Annotated in this window: 15 protein-coding genes; 12 read left to right on the top strand and 3 right to left on the bottom strand. The window is 62.0% G+C overall.

The features are described from left to right. Nucleotides 1-76: 76 nt before the first annotated feature. Complete coding sequence (locus tag L9B60_RS18990) at nucleotides 77-991, bottom strand: LysR family transcriptional regulator (protein ID WP_249672274.1); 915 nt, start codon at nucleotides 989-991, stop codon at nucleotides 77-79. Nucleotides 992-1,158: 167 nt separating this feature from the next. Here L9B60_RS18990 and L9B60_RS18995 point away from each other — a divergent pair, with 167 nt between their 5' ends. From L9B60_RS18995 to L9B60_RS19030, 8 genes are all read left to right on the top strand, one after another. Further along, nucleotides 1,159-1,839 carry a tellurite resistance TerB family protein gene (locus L9B60_RS18995; RefSeq protein ID WP_249672275.1) on the top strand — a complete coding sequence of 227 codons (681 nt, stop codon included), beginning with the start codon at nucleotides 1,159-1,161 and terminating at the stop codon, nucleotides 1,837-1,839. Nucleotides 1,840-1,973: 134 nt separating this feature from the next. Next, complete coding sequence (locus L9B60_RS19000) at nucleotides 1,974-3,596, top strand: methyl-accepting chemotaxis protein (protein ID WP_249672276.1); 1,623 nt, start codon at nucleotides 1,974-1,976, stop codon at nucleotides 3,594-3,596. Next, nucleotides 3,596-4,132 carry a chemotaxis protein CheW gene (locus L9B60_RS19005; protein WP_249672277.1) on the top strand — a complete coding sequence of 179 codons (537 nt, stop codon included), beginning with the start codon at nucleotides 3,596-3,598 and terminating at the stop codon, nucleotides 4,130-4,132. The genes L9B60_RS19000 and L9B60_RS19005 overlap by 1 nt, the downstream gene beginning before the upstream one ends. Beyond that, the gene (locus L9B60_RS19010) at nucleotides 4,129-5,391 is read left to right on the top strand and encodes a CheR family methyltransferase (protein ID WP_249672278.1); all 1,263 of its coding nucleotides are present in this window, start codon (nucleotides 4,129-4,131) and stop codon (nucleotides 5,389-5,391) included. The genes L9B60_RS19005 and L9B60_RS19010 overlap by 4 nt, the downstream gene beginning before the upstream one ends. Beyond that, nucleotides 5,388-6,068 (top strand): chemotaxis protein CheW, encoded by a 681-nt coding sequence (locus L9B60_RS19015; RefSeq protein ID WP_249672279.1) that lies wholly within the window; start codon nucleotides 5,388-5,390, stop codon nucleotides 6,066-6,068. The genes L9B60_RS19010 and L9B60_RS19015 overlap by 4 nt, the downstream gene beginning before the upstream one ends. Then, complete coding sequence (locus tag L9B60_RS19020; RefSeq protein ID WP_249672280.1) at nucleotides 6,065-8,392, top strand: hybrid sensor histidine kinase/response regulator; 2,328 nt, start codon at nucleotides 6,065-6,067, stop codon at nucleotides 8,390-8,392. Before L9B60_RS19015 ends, L9B60_RS19020 begins: the two co-directional genes overlap by 4 nt. Then, complete coding sequence (locus L9B60_RS19025; protein WP_249672281.1) at nucleotides 8,389-9,399, top strand: chemotaxis response regulator protein-glutamate methylesterase; 1,011 nt, start codon at nucleotides 8,389-8,391, stop codon at nucleotides 9,397-9,399. The genes L9B60_RS19020 and L9B60_RS19025 overlap by 4 nt, the downstream gene beginning before the upstream one ends. A 51-nt stretch (nucleotides 9,400-9,450) precedes the next feature. After that, entirely contained in the window at nucleotides 9,451-10,455 is a 1,005-nt protein-coding gene (locus L9B60_RS19030) for a response regulator (RefSeq protein WP_249672282.1), read from the top strand. A 92-nt stretch (nucleotides 10,456-10,547) separates the two neighbouring features. On the opposite strand, the gene L9B60_RS19035 is transcribed toward L9B60_RS19030, so the two are convergent. After that, nucleotides 10,548-11,201 carry a hypothetical protein gene (locus L9B60_RS19035; protein ID WP_249672283.1) on the bottom strand — a complete coding sequence of 218 codons (654 nt, stop codon included), beginning with the start codon at nucleotides 11,199-11,201 and terminating at the stop codon, nucleotides 10,548-10,550. A 25-nt stretch (nucleotides 11,202-11,226) separates the two neighbouring features. Then, nucleotides 11,227-12,663, bottom strand: coding sequence for a hypothetical protein (locus L9B60_RS19040; RefSeq protein ID WP_249672284.1), 1,437 nt, complete (start codon nucleotides 12,661-12,663; stop codon nucleotides 11,227-11,229). Nucleotides 12,664-13,008: 345 nt separating this feature from the next. Between L9B60_RS19040 and prfB the strand changes: the two genes are divergently transcribed. The 4 genes from prfB (at nucleotide 13,009) to L9B60_RS19060 (ending at nucleotide 17,159) form a co-directional block, all read left to right on the top strand. Then, nucleotides 13,009-14,104 (top strand): peptide chain release factor 2 gene (prfB, locus tag L9B60_RS19045; protein WP_249672285.1). Its coding sequence is split into 2 segments (ribosomal slippage): nucleotides 13,009-13,080 and nucleotides 13,082-14,104, totalling 1,095 coding nucleotides; the frame shifts between segments, so codons are not numbered across the junction. Between the two features lie 72 nt (nucleotides 14,105-14,176). Then, the gene (gene lysS, locus L9B60_RS19050) at nucleotides 14,177-15,679 is read left to right on the top strand and encodes a lysine--tRNA ligase (protein ID WP_249672286.1); all 1,503 of its coding nucleotides are present in this window, start codon (nucleotides 14,177-14,179) and stop codon (nucleotides 15,677-15,679) included. Nucleotides 15,680-15,864: 185 nt separating this feature from the next. After that, nucleotides 15,865-16,581, top strand: a complete 717-nt coding sequence (locus L9B60_RS19055) for a TetR/AcrR family transcriptional regulator (protein WP_249672287.1) — start codon at nucleotides 15,865-15,867, stop codon at nucleotides 16,579-16,581. A 32-nt stretch (nucleotides 16,582-16,613) separates the two neighbouring features. After that, entirely contained in the window at nucleotides 16,614-17,159 is a 546-nt protein-coding gene (locus L9B60_RS19060) for a hypothetical protein (RefSeq protein WP_249672288.1), read from the top strand. Nucleotides 17,160-17,170 lie beyond the last annotated feature (11 nt).

Here is a 17,170-nt window from a genome sequence, read left to right on the forward strand (position 1 = left end):
CCTTGCGTCTGGATGGGAAGAGACTAGTGCGCGGGCAGGCGGTCTACAAATTCTAAATACTGAACGCAGCATTCGATTAAATCGATAGCCTGCGCCCACCGTTCGGTTGTTCGCGGGCGACGGTCAAAAACGGGTCGACCAACGCCGGCCTGGCGGTGCCGCGACGCCAGGCCAGGCCGACGTCCAGGGTCTGGCTGAGGTCGGCCAACGGCCGGGCCTCGATGATGTCGCCTTCCAGCGACCAGGGGCGGTAGGTCATGTCCGGCTGGATCGATACCCCCAGCCCCGCCGCCACCAGGCTACGTACAGCCTCGGTGGACGCGGTGCGCAAGGTAATATGCGGCGCCAGGCCCGCGCCGGCCCAGATGCGCTGGGCGTTGCGGTCCATTTCGTCGACATTGAGCTGTATCAGCGGCTCACGCGCCACGTCGGCCAGGTTGATGCTGTCGTGCTCCAGCAGCGGGTGTTGTGCGGGTAGCCACAAACGATGGGGCGAGTGGGTGAGCACTTCGGTCTGCAGCGCATGGCGGTCTTCCAGGTTGGACAAAATCAACACGCCGACGTCAATCTCGCCGCTCACCAACAGATGCTCGATGTAGGGGCGCTCGTCCTCCATCACGCGAATCTCGACATTGGGGTAGGCACGCTGGAAGCGGGTCACCAGGTCCGCCAGGTAGTAGCCGGCCACCAGGCTGGTCACCCCGACGATCAACTGCCCAGCCACCTGGTCGGTGCTTTGCTGCAGGCTGCGCTTGGCGTTGTCCACGGTAGCCAGGATCAAGTGCGCCTGGCGCAGGAACTGATGACCCTGGTGGGTCAGGGTCATGCCCTTGGCGTGGCGGTTGAACAGGCTCACGCCAATCTCTTCCTCCAGTTGCTGGATGGCCAGGGTCAGGGTCGATTGGGAAATGAACACGGCCTGGGCGGCCGCGGAGATCGAGCCGGTTTCGGCCACCGCGATAAAATGGCGGATCTGGCGCAAGGTCATCATGACGGGGCTACTCGGTGAGCGCGTTTTATGTATGGCAGGCAGTGTATATCTTTTTAATCAATGGCCAGGCTTGCTCAAGCAACATCTGGAAGCAAATCCTTGGCAGCGCTCCGTTCGGCTTCGTCATAACCTCAAGGCAGTCTTTTTTGCCCCTTGAGGTGGTCACCATGAATACCCGCGGCCTGCTCGACCAGCTACTTAAATCCGGCCAGGACCTGTTGCAAAACAAGGCCGCCAAGCCTTCCGGCAACCAAGGTGGCGCCTTGAGCGGGCTGTTGTCTGGCGCCGGCGGCGGTGCCCTGGCCGCAGGCGCGCTGGGTTTGCTGATGGGCAATAAAAAGGCCCGCAAAATGGGCGGTACGGTGCTGACCTACGGTGGCCTGGCGGCGGTCGGCGTGCTGGCCTACAAGGCCTGGGGCAATTGGCAGGCGCAGCAGGCTACGGCGCCACGCGGCGAGGCGCAAACCCTGGACCGGGTGCCCGAGGCCGACGTCGAGGCCCACAGCCAGGCCGTGCTCAAGGCCCTGGTGGCCGCAGCCAAGGCCGACGGCCACGTGGATGCCCGCGAGCGCGAACTGATCGAGGGCGAGTTCAGCCGCCTGACCCCCGACCCGCAACTGCGTGAGTGGCTGCACGCCGAATTGAACAAGCCGCTGGACCCTAAAGAGGTGGCGCGCGCCGCCGGCACCCCGGAAATCGCCGCCGAGATGTACGTGGCCAGTGTGATGATGGTCGACGACGAGCATTTCATGGAGCGCGCCTATTTGGACGAGTTGGCGCGGCAGTTGAGCCTGGATGCGGGGCTTAAAATTGAACTGGAGCGCCAGGTAAAGCAAGCCAACGTCTGAATAGGCGGCAAAGCTTGTAGGACTTATGTCGTTAAGTAGTGCGAAAGTACGCGAAAACGACACAGTCAGTGAGGTTATGTCTGGGCTATACTCGGCCAATTTTCACCCTGACGTAACACTCTTGAGGGATGACTGTGAAGAATTGGACGTTGCGCCAACGGATATTGGCGAGTTTCGCCGTGATTATCGCCATCATGCTGCTCATGGTGGTGGCTTCCTACTCCCGCCTTCAGGCGATCGAGGACAGCCAGGAAAACGTCCGTACCGATAGTATCCCTGGGGTTATCTACAGTTCGATGATTCGCAGTGCCTGGGTCGACAGTTATGTCTACACCCAGCAGTTGATCGGGCTGAGCTACCAGCGTGAGCTGGTGACCGCCGACGAAGATCAGTACAAGTTGTTTTCCGATCGGCTCACCGAGCAGATGAAAAACTACCAGACCACCATCATGGACCCGGAGGACAAGGCCAGCTTCGAGGAGTTTGGTCGGCTGCGGGTGGTGTATGAGGCCAAGCTGGCCAAGGTACTGGAGGCCTACCACGAGAAGCATTTTTCGCTGGCGCAGGACCTGGCCAGCGACGAGCTGAACCCGGCCTGGATCGCCGGGCGCAAGCACCTCAATGACATGATCGAGCGCAACCGCAAGGCGGCCGAAGCAGCCACGGCGGCGAGCATGCAGGCTGTGAAGGCGGCCAAGCTGGCCATGGCGGTGTCTTTGATCCTGGCGCTGATTGCCGCGTGCGTGTGCGGCTTGTTGCTGATGCGCGCGATCATGGCGCCGATGCAGAAGATCGTGCAAATCCTTGAAGTGATGCGCACCGGTGACTTGAGCTCGCGGCTGAACCTGTCGCGCAAGGACGAATTCGGCGCGGTGGAAACCGGCTTCAACGACATGATGACCGAGCTCACCGCGCTGGTCGCCCAGGCCCAGCGTTCTTCCGTGCAGGTCACGACGTCGGTGACCGAGATCGCCGCCACCTCCAAGCAGCAACAGGCCACGGCGACTGAAACCGCAGCCACCACCACGGAAATCGGTGCCACCTCGCGGGAAATCGCCGCCACCTCGCGCGACCTGGTGCGCACCATGAACGAAGTCACATCGGCGGCCGACCAAGCGTCGCTGCTGGCCGGCTCCGGCCAACAGGGCCTGTCGCGCATGGAAGACACCATGCACCAGGTGATGGGCGCTGCAGAACTGGTCAACGCCAAGCTTGCGATCCTCAACGAGAAGGCCGGCAACATCAACCAGGTGGTGGTAACCATCGTCAAGGTGGCCGACCAGACCAACCTGCTCTCGCTCAACGCCGCCATCGAAGCCGAGAAGGCCGGTGAGTACGGCCGTGGTTTTGCCGTGGTCGCCACCGAAGTGCGGCGCCTGGCCGACCAGACTGCCGTGGCGACCTACGACATCGAACAGATGGTGCGCGAGATCCAGTCGGCGGTGTCCGCTGGCGTGATGGGCATGGACAAGTTTTCTGAAGAAGTGCGCCGCGGCATGTTCGAGGTCACCCAGGTGGGTGATCAACTGTCGCAGATCATCGCCCAGGTACAGGCCCTGGCGCCGCGGGTGTTGATGGTCAACGAGGGCATGCAGGCCCAGGCCACTGGCGCCGAGCAGATCAACCATGCGCTGGTGCAGTTGGGCGATGCCAGCAGCCAGACCGTGGAGTCGTTGCGCCAGGCCACCTTCGCGATCGACGAGCTCAGCCAGGTGGCTGCCGGCCTGCGCGGCGGCGTGCAGCGTTTCAAAGTCTGATGAGCGACCTGCCGCTCAAGCGCGGCGCCGGGGCCGCGGTGCCGAGCAAACTGTACCTGGTCTTTCTGGTGGGTGAGGAGCGCTTTGCGTTGCCCGCCACCGAGATTGCCGAAGTGCTGCCGCGCCTGCCGCTCAAGCCTATTGCCCAGGCCCCGCATTGGGTGGCCGGGGTGTTTGGCCATCGCGGGCGGGTGGTGCCGGTGATTGACGTCGGCGCCCTGATGTTCGGTCAGCCGGCGCTGGAACGCACCAGTACGCGGCTGGTGTTGGTGCATTACCGCGCCGACCCTGCGCGCCCCGACCTGTTGCTCGGGCTGGTCCTGCAGCAGGCCACCCAGACCTTGCGCTGTAACCCCGAAGAATTTCGCCCTTATGGCTTGAGCAATCGTGCCACGCCGTATTTGGGCCCGGTGCGCGAAGACGCCTTGGGCATGCTGCAGTGGGTGGGCGTGCAGGACTTGCTGGATGATGTCGCGCGTCAGCTGCTGTTTGCACCGCAGTTGTCGCAGTTGCTGGCCGAGGGCGACACGCCATGAGTGAGGAGCAGCGGTTTTTTCGCTTTTTGCGCGACCGCATTGGCCTGGATGTCGCCTCGGTGGGGGCACCGCTGATCGAGCGCGCGGTGCAGCAACGCAGCGTTGCGGCCAAGGCGCGGGGCCTGGATGATTACTGGCTGCTGTTGCAAGGCTCTGCGCAAGAGCAGCAGGCGCTGATCGAGGCGGTAATCGTGCCCGAGACCTGGTTTTTGCGTTACCCGGAAACCTTCGTCGCCTTGGCACGCCTGGCCCAGGCGCGCTTGGCACACCTGAAAATGGCCCGCCCGTTGCGCCTCCTCAGCCTGCCATGCTCCACCGGCGAGGAGCCTTACTCCATTGCCATGAGCCTGCTCGACGCCGGCATAGCGCCGGGGTTGTTCAAGGTCGATGGCGTGGATGTCAGCCCGCTGTCCGTCGGCCGCGCCCAGCGCGCGATCTACGGGCGCAATTCCTTCCGGGGTGCCGACACGAGTTTTCGCGAACGCCACTTCACGGCCGTGGACGAAGGCTACCTGCTCGGTGATCGAGTACGTCGCCAGGTTCATCTGCAGCCCGGCAACGTGCTGGACCCGGCACTGTTGGCCGGTGAGCCACCCTACGACTTTGTGTTTTGCCGCAACCTGCTGATCTATTTCGACATGGCCACCCAGCAGCAGGTGTTTGAAGTACTCAAGGGCTTGACCCAGGAGGATGGCGTGCTGTTTATCGGCCCGGCCGAGGGTAGCCTGCTGGCGCGCATGGGCATGCGCCCCATCGGCATCGCGCAGTCGTTCGCCTTTGTTCGCCATGCCGAACCAGAACCTGCGCCGCCGGTGCGCGTGGCGCCGTCACGGCCATTGCTCGAACCGCCGCCGCGTGCGCGTTCGGCTCCGCCGCCGGCGACGATCAGGGCGTTTACTGCCAAACCTGCACTACCCCAGGCGGACACCGATGCGGCCGGCTTGCTGGCACGCATTGCCAGCCTGGCCAACGAAGGCAGCAGCAGCGAGGCCCAGGCCGCGTGCGAGCGTTACCTGCAACGCTTCGAACCCCACGCCCAAGTGTATTACTGGCTGGGGCTGCTCAGTGATGTGGCCGGCAATTCCCAGCAGGCCCAGGAGCATTATCGCAAGGCCCTGTACCTGCAACCGCAACACCCCGAGGCGTTGGCCCACCTGGCAGCGCTGCTCGCCGCCCGTGGTGACCTGGCTGGCGCCCGGCGTTTACAAGAGCGCGCCGCGCGCAGCGATCGAACAGCCGACAGTGAGCGTAAACGATGATGGACCTGGGCGCTTCGAATGTGATCCACGCCGATGCACAGGCAGTCGACGATTGCTGGAACCGCATCGGTGTCCATGGCGACAAATCCTGCCCGTTACTGATCCAACACATCCATTGCCGCAACTGTGAGGTGTATGGCGCCGCCGCTACGCGCCTGCTCGACCGCTATGCGCTGCAGCGTGAAGCCAGCCCACAGGCCTACCACCACGAGCAAGGCACGCTGGCGACCCGCTCCCTGGTGATTTTCCGCCTGGCCGAGGAATGGCTGGCGTTGGCCACCCGCTGCCTGGTCGAGGTGGCCCCGCTGCAATCGGTGCATTCGTTGCCGCACCAGCGCTCGCGGGCACTGATGGGCGTGGCCAACGTGCGCGGTGCCCTGGTGCCGTGCCTGGCGCTGGGCGAGATGCTCGGCATTGACGTCAGCGAGGTGCCACCTACCTCGGCGCGGATCATGCCGCGCATGCTGATTCTGGCCGTGGAAGGTGGCTCGGTGGTGGTACCGGTAGAAGAGGTGGACGGCATCCATCGCATCGAAGAGCACCAGTTGCAGGCCACCCTCGAGGGGGCGCACGTGAGCAATCGCTTTACCCGTTCGGTATTGCCCTTCAAGAACCGCAGCGTGCGGGTGCTGGATGAACAGTTGCTGCTGGCCGCTGTGGCGCGGAGCCTGACATGACCCCCGAACAGATGCGCGACGCCTCGCTGCACGAACTCTTCAGCCTGGAAGCCGAAGCCCAGACCCAAGTGCTCAGTGCCGGCCTGCTGGCGCTGGAGCGCAACCCTACCCAGGCCGATCAACTGGAAGCCTGCATGCGCGCCGCTCACTCGCTCAAGGGCGCGGCGCGCATCGTCGGCATCGATGCCGGCGTCAGTGTCGCCCACGTGATGGAAGATTGCCTGGTGGGCGCCCAGGAAGGGCGTGTCTATTTGTTGCCCGAACACATCGATGCGTTGCTTCAAGGCACTGACCTATTGATGCGCATCGCCACCCCGGGCGCCGGTGCGCCGGGGCCTGCAGACATCGAGGGGTACCTGGCGCTGATGGCGCGTACCCTGGAGCCTGGCAGCGCACCCGCCCCGGTAACGGCGCCGTTGGTGGACACCCCGGGCGAGATGATGGACCTGGCCAAGATTGCCGCCGAGCTGTTGAGTTCGACCTCGCCGGCACCGTCGATGAACGCCCCGCCGGCGCCGCCCGAATTGCCTGCGGTCAGCCCCGAAGTGCCGCGCACCAAGCGCACCACCGAGGGCGGTGAACGGGTATTGCGGGTGACCGCCGAGCGTTTGAACAGCCTGCTCGACCTGTCCAGCAAGTCATTGGTGGAAACCCAGCGGCTCAAGCCCTACCTTGCCACCATGCAGCGCCTCAAGCGCATGCAAAGCCAGAGCATGCGAGCCCTGGATGGCTTGAAAGACCACTTGCAGGCCAGCGAGCACAGCCCTGAAGTCCGTGAAGCCTTGGCCGTGGCCCAGGCATTGCTGGCCGAAACCCAACAAACCCTGCTGCAGCAGACTGCGGAGCTTGACGAGTTCGGTTGGCAGGCCAGCCAGCGTGCCCAGTTGCTGTACGACACCGCGCTGGCCTGTCGCATGCGCCCGTTTGCCGATGTGCTGGGCGGCCAGGTGCGCATGGTGCGCGACCTGGGTCGCGAGCTTGGCAAGCAGGTGCGCCTGGAGATCGAGGGTGAGAAAACCCAGGTCGACCGCGATGTGCTGGAAAAGCTCGAAGCACCACTCACCCACCTGCTGCGCAATGCCGTCGACCATGGCATCGAAACCCCGGAGCAGCGGTTGCTGGCGGGCAAACCCGCCGAAGGCCAGATACTGCTCAGGGCCTCCCATCAGGCGGGCTTGTTGGTCCTGGAATTGATCGACGACGGTGCCGGGGTCGACCTGGAGCGCCTGCGGCGCAACATTGTCGAGCGTCATTTGTCACCTGCCCAAACCGCCGCGCAGTTGAGCGAAGAGGAACTGCTGACGTTCCTGTTCCTGCCCGGCTTCAGCATGCGCGACAAGGTCACCGAGGTGTCGGGGCGTGGCGTTGGCTTGGACGCGGTGCAGCACATGGTGCGCCAGTTGCGCGGGGCCATTGAGCTGACCCAGGTGGCCGGGCAGGGTAGCCGCTTCCATTTGGAAGTGCCGCTGACCTTGTCAGTGGTGCGCAGCCTGGTGGTGGAGGTGGGCGAGGAAGCTTATGCCTTCCCCCTGGCCCATATCGAACACACCCTGGACCTGCCCGCTGACGCCATCGTGCAGTTGGAAGGGCGCCAGCATTTCGTTTACGAAGGCCGCCATGTTGGTCTGGTCGCGGCCACCCAGTTGTTGCAGCGCCCGGCCGGCCAGGGCGCCCAGGACGTGCTCAAAGTGGTGGTGATCCGCGAGCGCGAGACCATTTACGGCGTGGCGGTGGAGCGTTTCATCGGCGAACGGACCCTGGTGGTGCTGCCCTTGGACGAGCGCCTGGGCAAGGTGCAGGACATCTCCGCCGGGGCCTTGCTGGATGACGGCTCGGTGGTGCTGATCATCGACGTCGAAGACATGGTCCGCTCGGTGGAAAAGCTGCTGACCACCGGCCGCCTGGAACGTATCGACCGGCGCAGCCGGCACGCCACCGAGCAACCGCGCAAGCGGGTGCTGGTGGTGGATGACTCGCTCACGGTACGCGAATTGCAGCGCAAACTGCTCAGCCATCGTGGTTATGAAGTGGCCGTGGCAGTGGATGGCATGGATGGCTGGAACGCGCTGCGCAGCGAAGATTTCGACCTGCTGATCACCGACATCGACATGCCGCGCATGGACGGTATCGAACTGGTCACCTTGCTGCGCCGCGACACTCGATTGCAATCATTGCCGGTGATGGTGGTGTCGTATAAAGACCGTGAAGAAGATCGACGGCGTGGACTGGACGCCGGAGCCGACTATTATTTGGCTAAAGCAAGTTTCCACGACGATGCCCTGCTTGATGCGGTGGTGGAGTTGATTGGGGGAGCACAGGGATGAAGATCGCCATCGTCAACGACATGCCCATGGCCGTGGAAGCCTTGCGCCGTGCGTTGGCCTTCGAGCCCGCCCACCAGATCGTCTGGGTCGCCTACAACGGCGCCGAAGCGGTGGAGCAGTGCGCCCGATTGACGCCCGACCTGATCCTGATGGACCTGATCATGCCGGTGATGGACGGCGTGGAGGCGACGCGGCAGATCATGGCGGCCACCCCGTGTGCCATTGTCATCGTCACCGTTGACCGCCAACAAAACGTGCATCGGGTGTTCGAAGCCATGGGCCATGGTGCCCTCGACGTGGTTGATACCCCGGCGTTGGGCGCCGGCAACCCCAAGGAAGCTGCGGCGCCGCTGCTGCGTAAAATCCTCAACATCGGCTGGCTGATCGGCCAGCGTAGCCCACAGGTCAAGACTGAGCCCGCCCCGCTGCGCAAGGCGGTGCAGCGCCATGGGCTGGTGGCCATCGGTTCCTCGGCCGGGGGGCCCGCCGCGCTGGAAACCCTGTTGCGCGGCCTGCCCAGGGATTTCCCTGCCGCCGTGGTACTGGTGCAGCACGTCGACCAGGTATTTGCCGCCGGCATGGCCGACTGGCTCAGCAGTTCGGCCGACCTGCCGGTGCGCCTGGCCCGCGAGGGCGAACCACCGCAGCCGGGCACCGTGTTGCTGGCGGGCACCAACCACCATATCCGTCTGCTCAAGGACGGTACCCTGGCGTATACCGCGGAGCCTGTGAATGAAATTTACCGGCCCTCCATCGATGTATTTTTTGAAAGCGTGGCGCGCTACTGGAGCGGCGATGCCGTGGGCGTGCTATTGACTGGCATGGGCCGTGATGGCGCGCAAGGGCTCAAATTGATGCGCCAGCAGGGTTACCTGACCATCGCGCAGGACCAGCAAAGCAGTGCGGTGTATGGCATGCCCAAAGCGGCAGCGGCCATTGATGCAGCCGTTGAAATCCGCTCACTGGAGCTGATTGCTCCCAGACTGATGGAAATTTTTTACCCATGAACATGAGAAGCAAGCCGCCTCTGCTGACCGGACGTGACCAGGTGAATACGCATGACTGACCTGCAGATCGAAGAATTCTCGACGACCGACGAAAACAAGGCGATGGTGCTGCTGGTGGACGACCAGGCCATGATCGGCGAGGCCGTGCGTCGTGGCCTGGCCCATGAAACCAACATCGACTTCCACTTCTGTGCCGACCCCCACCAAGCGGTGGCGCAGGCGGTGCGGATCAGGCCGACGGTGATCCTGCAAGACTTGGTCATGCCCGGTCTTGACGGCTTGACGTTGGTACGCGAGTACCGAAACAACCCGGCCACCCAGGACATCCCGATTATCGTGCTGTCGACCAAGGAAGACCCGCTGATCAAGAGCGCGGCCTTTGCCGCCGGCGCAAACGATTACCTGGTCAAGCTGCCTGACAACATCGAACTGGTGGCGCGCATCCGTTACCACTCGCGTTCCTACCTCACCCTGCTGCAGCGTGACGAAGCCTACCGGGCCCTGCGCGTGAGCCAGCAGCAACTGCTCGACACCAACCTGGTGCTGCAGCGGTTGATGAACTCCGACGGCCTGACCGGGCTGTCCAACCGTCGGCACTTCGACGAATACCTGGAGTTGGAATGGCGCCGGGCCATGCGCGACCAGGCGCAATTGTCGCTGCTGATGATCGACGTCGATTATTTCAAGACCTACAACGACAACTTCGGCCACCTGGACGGCGACGAGGCCCTGCGCAAGGTGGCCACGGCCATCAAGGACTCGTGCAGCCGGCCCTCAGACCTGCCGGCGCGCTACGGGGGCGAGGAGTTTGCCTTGGTGCTGCCCAGCACCTCGCCGGGCGGCGCGCGGCTGATCGCCGAAAAGCTGCGCCAGAGCGTCGCGGGCCTTAAAATCCCGCACATCTCGCCTGCGCAAGGTTCGGTGCTGACCGTCAGCATCGGGCTGTCCACGGTGATCCCGGCGGTCGCCAGCAACTGCCGCGAGTTGATCTCGGCGGCGGACAAGGGCTTGTACCAGGCCAAGAACAACGGGCGTAACCAGGTGGGCGTGGAGTAGCCGCTTGCCCGGAGCAGGCGCCGGCTGATCCGCCAAGGGCGCGCCGCAGTGAGCCTGAAGTCATGCGGCGTGCTGCTCTATCGTTCAGTCATTCAAGGTTGAACCGCTTGGTCGCCACTGGCATAGCTGAACGGTGTGCTGGCCAGCTTGGTCAAGTCCAGCTTGACCACGGGAGCCCAGATACCGTTGCGGGCTTTAAGTTTTTGCTGAAATGCTTTTGCTTCGGCGACGTAGCCTGATTTGTAGAAGATCGCCTCGATGGGCAAGGTCGCCCCTTTGTTTTGCCCCCAGTCGGCAATCATCACTTCGTTCCACAGTGCCTCCATGTTGGCTGGGCGATTAGCCCTCACGGTGATGCTGGTCTGGAACTGCACGGGGTCATCGGTGCTGAGCGAGCATTGGTAGTCGCGATTGGGGATGGTTTTGGTGTAGTTGTACCACTGCGTTGGTGTGCTCACGCCCACCGAGGTGCAAGAGCCCAGGCTGCGTGCTTTCAGGGCACAGCCCTTGGCACCGCGGGCGCCGACCAGGGTCCCGGCGTCGTAGGCATAAATGCACAGGTACTGCGGCGTTAGATTGGGTGCGCTGACCCTGGCCTGTGGAAGCAGGATGAAGCCGCTGTGGTGGTACAGATTGCTCACGTGGGCATCCAGGCGCATGTAGGAAAACGACATCCCGCCGAGCTTGGTGGCGGACGGGCTGGGGTTCCACGGGTCATAGGCGCCGTTTTCTGTTGAGCGGATCACGATGCCGTTGCAGTAATAGGCAGGCTTATTCCCGGCGCAGCTTGCAGCGGTGTCCCGATACCCGCGCATTGAGGCTAGCGGCCACGCTTTCCCCGCTGCCCTTTCTGAGCACTTTCAAAGTGATGGGTTGTGACGTGATGGTATTGCCCAGTCCGCCGACTTTATAAGTGAAATGCAGGGTTAGTTCGCGGTTAAGGTTTTCGTCGATCCAGGCCTTGGGTATCGTAAACATCATTGGGCGTTCGGTGCCGGCCCGCTGGATGGGCGTGTCGCGAGTGACGACACCGTTCCATTTCACGCCAACGGTATCGCCCTCGCTCAACGTGGGGAATGCAACCTGGACATTGGCCTGGCCTGTAATGTCGTCTGGGTCCAGCGAGAGATTCTTGGATTCAACGACCTTGAAGTCCGAGGCCGGGGTCTGCCCCACGATCGACACTGTTATGGGTGGCGAGGTAATGACGCTGCCAACCCCGTTGACCTTATAGGTGTAGGTCAGCGTCACGGTGCGCCCGATACTCTCCTCTATCCAGGCCCTGGGGATTTGAAAGGACAACCTGCCGGGGCGATTGACTGTTTGGATGGGAGTACCTCGGGTAACGGCACCCTTCCAGCTGACGGCGACGGTATCGTTGGCTTGCATCGTTGCAAAGGCCACCTGGACATTGGCATTCCCATGCAGCGTGCTGTTATTCAACTGGCTATTGACGGCTTCGACCACTCTGAACGGCGCTGTAGTGGCCGTGATGATGGACAGTGGAAGTGTCTGGGAGTAAGTCGCGGTGCCTTGGCCGGCGACTTTAAATTCATAAAATAATCTGACAATACCGTCAATGTTTTCATTGATCCACGCCGAAGGGATGGTGAAACTTACCGGTTCGCCCTGCTTTGCAGTTTGCATGGGTGGCGTGCGGGTGGTGCTGCCTTGCCACGTCAAGGCAACAGTGTCACCTTCTTTCATTTCGGTCAGCGCTACAGTGACATGGGCGTCCTCGTTGTTACTGGCGTTTAATGTTTCACCGTCGGCTTCCAAGACCTTGAATGTCGGTGTCAAACCCTCTTGAGTAATGCTGATGGAAATAGGCGATGAGGTGATGACGCTACCGGTACCGCCTACTTTGTAGGTATAGACCAAGGTAACGGTACGGTTGATGTTCTCATCAAGCCAGGCCTTGGGTATTTTGAAGGTCAATGGGCTCAGGCTGGTGACAGTTTGAATGGAGACCCCTCTGTTGGTGATGCCCCTCAAGGTAACGGCAACCGTGTCCTTGAGTTTTAGGATAGTGTAAGAAACCTCGACAGTTGCCTGGGTATTGATCGTGTCAACATCAAGTTGCCCATTGGGGGCTTCCGTCATCTTGAAAATATTGGAGGCGGCGCTGGCTTCAAGGGCATGAGTGGTCAGTAGGCATAAACAAAGTAAGAAAATGTACAGTGAGGGGTATCTGTAAAATAATTTCATTAGAGCGTCTGCCAATTGTTCAGCGGTGCTCCCGAGTTTAAGAGCCTTTTGAATGGGTGCAACTGTCAGAAATAACAGTGAGTATTGGCAGGTTGTTTGCTTGTTCCGTTAATCTATTTTTTAAAGGGGGAATGGGGCATTAACTTAAAGCGCGGCTGTTTATAAGTGCTCCTGCAAGAGGGGTTCAGCAAGGGGCGCCGTTCCTCGAAGCCGCCACTCGCGGGAAGAGGGGCGGGCTGTCCTCGCGCAAGAAAATGGCACAGGCGACGACACACGGCTGCCGTCTGGCTGCGAGTACGTTATACTCATCGGCTTTTGACACGCTACGCACGAGTGCTGCCCGCCATGGAAATCAACCCGATCCTTAACAGCATCAAGGACCTGTCCGAGCGCTCCGAAACTATTCGGGGGTATCTTTGACTACGATCAAAAGCATGAGCGTCTGACCGAAGTCAATCGCGAGCTTGAAGATCCGAGTGTCTGGAACAACCCTGCCTACGCCCAGGAACTGGGGCGCGAGCGCTCCCTGCTGGCGCAGATCGTAGAAACCCTCGACGAGATGCACTCGGGCCTGGCCGATGCCAAGGACCTGTTGTTGATGTCTGCCGAGGAAGAAGACCAGGGCGCCGTCGATGACGTGGCCGCTGAAGTCGAGCGCCTGCGCGAGTCCCTGGAAAAACTCGAGTTCCGCCGTATGTTCAGCGGTGAGATGGATGCCAACAATGCCTACCTGGACATCCAGGCCGGCTCCGGTGGCACCGAGGCCCAGGACTGGGCCAACATCCTGCTGCGCATGTACCTGCGCTGGGCCGACAAACGCGGCTTCGACGCGACCATCATGGAGCTGTCGGCCGGTGAAGTGGCCGGTATCAAGGGCGCGACCGTTCACATCAAGGGCGAGTACGCCTTTGGCTGGTTGCGCACCGAGATCGGCGTGCACCGCCTGGTACGCAAAAGCCCGTTCGACTCCGGTAACCGTCGCCACACCTCGTTCTCGGCCGTGTTCGTGTCGCCGGAAATCGATGACAACATCGAAATCGACATCAACCCCTCGGACCTGCGCATCGACACCTACCGCTCCTCCGGTGCCGGTGGCCAACACGTAAACACCACCGACTCGGCCGTACGGATTACCCACGTACCGACCAACACCGTGGTCAGTTGCCAGAACGAACGTTCCCAGCACGCGAACAAAGACACCGCGATGAAAATGTTGCGGGCACGCTTGTACGAACAGGAAGTGCAGAAGCGCAACGCGGCGTCCCAGGCCCTGGAAGACACCAAGTCGGACATCGGCTGGGGTCACCAGATCCGCTCGTACGTGCTCGATGCGTCGCGGATCAAGGATCTGCGCACTAACATCGAACGCAGCGACTGCGACAAGGTGCTGGACGGCGACATCGACGAATACCTGATCGCGAGCCTCAAGCAGGGCCTGTAAACACCTGGTATTGAATCAAGTCCCTCGTCCACTCGGCGGGGGCAACGAACCTGTGATGGAAAATTTAAAGACATGAGCGACCAACAACTCGACCCGCAAGCCCTGCAACAGGAAGAAAACGCCCTGATCGCCCTGCGCAAGGAAAAGCTTGCTGCCGAGCGTGCGAAAGGCAATGCCTTCCCCAACGACTTCCGCCGCGACAACTACTGCGAAGACTTGCAGAAACAGTACGTGGACAAGACCAAGGAAGAGCTGGCAGAGGCTGCAATCGCGGTCAAGGTTGCCGGTCGCATCATGCTCAACCGTGGCTCGTTCATGGTGATCCAGGACATGACCGGGCGCATCCAGGTCTACGTCAACCGCAAGACGCTGTCCGAAGAAACCCTGGCCGCGGTGAAAACCTGGGACATGGGCGACATCATTGCCGCAGAAGGCACCCTGGCCCGTTCCGGCAAGGGCGACCTGTACGTGGAAATGACCAGCGTGCGCCTGCTGACCAAGTCGCTGCGCCCACTGCCCGACAAGCACCACGGCCTGACCGACACCGAGCAGCGCTACCGCCAGCGCTACGTTGACCTGATCGTCAATGAAGAAGTGCGCCAGACCTTCCGCGTGCGTTCGCAAGTCATCGCCCACATCCGCAGCTTCCTGATGCAGCGTGACTTCCTGGAAGTGGAAACGCCGATGCTGCAGACCATCCCGGGTGGTGCCGCGGCCAAGCCGTTCGAAACCCACCACAACGCCCTGGACATGGAAATGTTCCTGCGTATCGCGCCGGAGCTTTACCTCAAGCGCCTGGTGGTCGGTGGTTTCGAGAAGGTCTTCGAGATCAACCGCAACTTCCGTAACGAAGGCGTTTCGACCCGTCACAACCCAGAATTCACCATGTTGGAGTTCTACCAGGCCTACGCCGACTACGAAGACAACATGGACCTCACCGAAGAGCTGTTCCGTGAGCTGGCCCAGCTGGTACTGGGCAGCACCGACGTGCCGTATGGCGACAAGGTGTTCCACTTTGGCGAGCCGTTCGTGCGCCTGTCGGTGTTCGACTCGATCCTCAAGTACAACCCCGAGCTGAGCGCCGATGACCTGAACGACATCGACAAGGCCCGTGCCATCGCCAAGAAAGCCGGCGCCAAGGTGCTGGGCTTCGAAGGCCTGGGCAAGCTGCAGGTGATGATTTTCGAAGAACTGGTGGAGCACAAGCTGGAGCAGCCTCACTTCATTACCCAGTACCCGTTCGAAGTGTCGCCGCTGGCCCGTCGTAACGACGACAACCCGAACGTCACCGACCGCTTCGAGCTGTTCATCGGTGGCCGCGAAATCGCCAACGCCTACTCCGAGTTGAACGACGCGCAAGACCAGGCCGAGCGCTTCATGGCCCAGGTGGCCGACAAGGACGCCGGCGACGACGAAGCCATGCACTACGACGCCGACTTCGTGCGCGCGCTGGAGTACGGCATGCCGCCAACGGCGGGCGAGGGTATCGGCATCGACCGCCTGGTGATGCTGCTGACCAACTCCCCGTCGATCCGCGACGTGATCCTGTTCCCGCACATGCGCCCGCAAGCGTGATGCCATAATGAAAGCCGCCCGATGAGGCGGCTTTTTTATGCCCCCAACTTTGAACACCAAACCCTCTGTAGGAGCGGATTGATCCGCGAAAAGCACACTGCGGTTTTACAGGTACCCAGCGGTGAAGCGTTCGCGGATCAATCCGCTCCTGCAAGAGTGGTAGCAACTCAAGAGGTAAAACCGTAGTGACTCCTGCAAAGGCTCAACAAGGTGCTGCTGGCGTTGCCACAGCGGTCGCGCAAAGCGTTCAGTATCAAGGCCGCAAGGCCAGCCGCCAGGGAAGCGAGCAACGACGCCAGGAGATCCTCGACGCGGCCATGCGCATCGTCGTGCGCGATGGCGTGCGCGGCGTGCGCCACCGTGCCGTGGCGGCCGAGGCGGGTGTGCCGTTGTCGGCCACCACCTACTATTTCAAAGACATCGAAGACCTGCTGACCGATACCTTCGCCCAGTACGTGGAGCGCAGCGCCGCGTTCATGGCCAAGCTGTGGGCCAGCACCGAAGAGTTGCTGCGTTCCATGCTCGCCGATACCGACGCCAGCCCGGCCTCGCGCTCGCAATTGGCCGACCAGATCGCGCGCATGACGGCTGAATACGTGCACCGCCAATTGCTGACCCGCCGCGAGCACTTGATGGCCGAGCAGGCATTCCGTCAAGAGGCTTTGCTCAGCCCACCGCTGGCGGAGCTGGTGCGCTCCCACCAGCAGATCTTGCTTCAGGGGACCTGCCAATTGTTGCAGGTACTGGGCTCGCGTGAGCCGCAACAGGATGCCAAAGTGTTGACGGCTATCATCGGTCGGATGGAATATCAGGGCCTGCTCGATACTGCGCAGCCCCACGCCGATGACGATATGCTCGACATCCTGACGCGCTACATGCATCTGGTGTTGGCTTCGGCTTGAAGCGGGCGGCTGTTTCACACCAAGGAGGCTGGATGAAAGCCTGGCGCATGCTGCTCCTCGCTCTGTTGACCCCCCTGCTGGGTGGCTGCCTGGTGGCCTTCGATGCCCCCTTGCCGGCCAACCAGGCGGCGCCGCAGGCCCTGCTGGGCAAATGGACCAGCAAGGATGCCTGGGGCGAGCACCTGAGCCTGGAAATCAGCCGCGCCGGCACCGATCGCTATCTGGCGGTCAGCTACCCCAAGGGCCAGAAAAAAGTCCGCGACCAGGTGGCGTTCACCGTGTCGCGGCATGGCAGCCGTTGGTACGCCTCGGCCAGGATGCCTGCCGAATATGGCGGGCATTACGCCATCGCCGGCTTCGAGCTGGCCGACGACGGCGCGTTGCGGGTGTACAACCTGGATGTCGAGCGCATCGCCCAGGCGGTGCAGCAGCGAGCCCTCAGTGGCACGCCGTTCGACACCAAGGCCGGCGACGGCGTGCTGGTGTCCAGCCAATTGGACCAGGTATTTGCCTACCTGGACGACCCGGCCAACTCGGATGTCTTTACGGAAATCGCGCGCTATCAGCGCGCCAAGTAACCTCAATCGCT

Origin of the sequence: Pseudomonas abieticivorans, from assembly GCF_023509015.1 — a bacterium.
Lineage (GTDB): Bacteria > Pseudomonadota > Gammaproteobacteria > Pseudomonadales > Pseudomonadaceae > Aquipseudomonas > Aquipseudomonas abieticivorans.